The organism is Patescibacteria group bacterium (assembly GCA_024654625.1).
Taxonomy (GTDB): domain Bacteria; phylum Patescibacteriota; class Minisyncoccia.
Map to the genome: position 1 here is coordinate 1 of JANLHB010000015.1, position 2,790 is coordinate 2,790.

Annotated in this window: 3 protein-coding genes; all 3 read right to left on the minus strand. The window is 37.8% G+C overall.

Annotated elements, in window-relative coordinates; genetic code table 11:
- Nucleotides 1-73 precede the first annotated feature (73 nt).
- A complete protein-coding gene (locus tag NUV40_00935) occupies nt 74-901 on the minus strand; it encodes a hypothetical protein (GenBank protein MCR4342450.1) in 828 nt (275 codons plus the stop codon).
- Between the two features lie 383 nt (nt 902-1,284).
- Nucleotides 1,285-2,106 (minus strand): alpha/beta hydrolase, encoded by an 822-nt coding sequence (locus NUV40_00940; GenBank protein MCR4342451.1) that lies wholly within the window; start codon nt 2,104-2,106, stop codon nt 1,285-1,287.
- Between the two features lie 316 nt (nt 2,107-2,422).
- Nucleotides 2,423-2,704 carry an NYN domain-containing protein gene (locus tag NUV40_00945; GenBank protein ID MCR4342452.1) on the minus strand — a complete coding sequence of 94 codons (282 nt, stop codon included), beginning with the start codon at nt 2,702-2,704 and terminating at the stop codon, nt 2,423-2,425.
- Between the last annotated feature and the right edge of the window lie 86 nt (nt 2,705-2,790).

Sequence of the window (2,790 nt, forward strand, 5' to 3'; positions counted from 1 at the left end):
TCGCGCGATTAATTACATGGTAAACATAGTTGCCAATATCAACTCTTTCTATTCGTGGCATATATAAATTATATCATAAATAGTGGCTGACCCCATTTCCCTCTATACAACCATACTTTAGTCCGAGCTTCTTTACTAAACAGAGACATTTATCTTTAATTTCTCCCGGCAGGTGATATTTTTTGAGCTTAATCTCGCTTCTACGCCAATCGATTTCGCTGTCGCTCTCAACCCTGGCGGGGAAAATATCATCACCCACTACAGTTATCCTTAGTCCGTATTTTGTAGGGATTAGCTTCTGCAGAATGACTGGTGATGATTTCAGTCTCTCTATCTTTAACATCATTTCTTCTGTAAATTTGTTAGTGTAAATCATGCTATCTTCTGTTTGACTGAGAGCTAAAGTCTTAATTACCATTTTCTTATCACAATATCCCCAAAAAGCTATTGCTCTTTTTGGATCAGAAGTGATAAGAGTATCAGGAACATCAAACCCTATTTCTGAAGCCAACTTTATCTGGTATGGCTTATTCTCGGCCTCTAACAGCTTATAGTAGTCATTAATCCACATCCTATCAGACAAGCAACTGACAATCGAACGCCAGATTGTTAAAAACTGCCTGTGAATGAATATTTGATGCCTAATCGGCTCTATGGTTCTCAAAACCTTGGGTAGTAGCGGCTTCCAATACCATATGGAGGTTGCTTCATTTAAATTGAAATCTTTTCCACTGATATCAGCAAACAGCATCGCCTTGTTGTTAAGAAGAGAAAATCCTATAGCTTCTCCCTCTAAACATTTGTCGGCCTTAAAGATGATTACTTTCTTTTTGCTTATTTTCTTGATTTCGTTTACAACAGCCTTGGCCTTGTCTGAGCTATTTCCGATTATTAAAATCATCTTTCTCACCCCTTTTTATTAGTTAAGTGTTAGTTAGGAAGGAGCGGAGATATTCCCGCTCCTTCCTAACTAATGTTTAGTCGGGTCCAGCGGAGTCAGGCTCGTCATAAGTCCCCTGGGTTGTCCCAGCGAAACAGACCTGCCTGCCGCTCTTGTCGTAAACGACATCGACTTTTTCTGCCAGATCAAGAATCAATGGCGTTAGACTCACTTTCCCCATCTCTCTACCTCCTTTCTATCCGCCACGGCGGATGATTTAATGTCAAAGACCAAGCTTCTCTATTACACACTCTATCTTTACAATAACAGCTTAGCTAATTTTGTCAATCTGTTCAATTAGCGCCACCTATTGCCCTATTTAAAACCAAAAATATATTAAAAAATCACCTCCCCATTGAGATAAATATTTTATTGATTGTCTCTATGAATTTATCCGGGTTTATGTGTATCTCATTATGACCGCCCTCCACTAGATAGAAATCTTTTACCTTGGCCTTCTTAGCTTGCCGCCTGACCTGATTTACCGGAAATATTATGTCATTTTTATCTACAACAATAGCTACCTTTACCCCATTCTTCTGGATATTTCTTAACAGATGGAATATCTTAAACCTGGATATGCCTATAGCCTCTCTAAAGGCTTGTATCGGGTTTCTTAAAATATATCCGACAACTCTAAATACATACCTGACATAAATCAGAAATTTTCGAGTGGTCTCAATAGTTATCGGTTCAAAAAGGGTTTCCGAGAGGAACCTTTTTACCAGCTTACGAAAGCTGTCATTGTGCATCATTCCACTCGGGTTAATCAAGATTATATTCTTAAATTTTTCCGGCTTTAGATAGGCCGCGATGATAACGTTTATAGCCCCTTCTGAATGACCAATGGCATCAACTTTGTTTACCTGCTTTTCATCAAGAAGGTTAATAAACGAATGAGCCTTCATATATCCGCTTGCCGGGAAGCCGTCTTGGTAACCTTTTATATTATCAAGGTGAGCATAATCGCAAGCAAAAACTCTCCTCCCTGTTATCTTGGCAATAGAAAAAACGACGCTCTTAAGCGCCTCTAGTGTCTCTCCCCAACCGGAAGAAAGGAGGACAGGAGTGGTATTATCATCAAAATTTATATCTACCACCTTAACAAACCCGCCCGGGGATCTTATCTCTTCCCTCTTTAAAAATTGCTCTTCAAATGACGACATGAGTACTTGAAATTATACCAAAACCTCCGGAAAAGAGCTAAGGTTAGGTGTTTAAAACAAAATCCCCCAACGGCTAATCCGCCGTGGCGGATTAGCCGTTGACCTACCCTCATACATTAAACGGCTCAATCCTCTTAAAAACATTGAGCCGTTTAAGTTTATTCAGGATCAAAAACCTATTCTAATAAAAACCGCCATATGTGTGCGGACATTACCGCTTGGACTTGACTTTTTACCAATGAAAACTATATAATAAACAGATATCAATACGAAAAAGGACCCGAACGGTGTCAGTGCCTAAGGGGCCTTTTTCTTTTTATTTATACTCAATTTTTGATTTAATATGCGTATTCTCTAAATAATCAAAGAATTCTGAACCTAAACTTTTATACAAAGAAGAAGCGAACTCTCTATTAGGAAAAAGTATCTTTTTAAATTTGTCTTTTTTCATTAAATAATCTATGAGTTTCTTGTAATCACCGTCACCTGAAACCAAAATAATTTTATTAAAATTTTTATTGTCAATTAAATTTTTCATTATCTCAAAAATAACATCAGAATCAACATTACCTTTCTTTTTTGAATGAAATGGGGTCAGCCACCATTCTTTGGTCTTCCAACACCTCTCAGTGTTTGACCAAGCTTAAACTTATCTACCATCTTCCCTATCCATATATTATCACC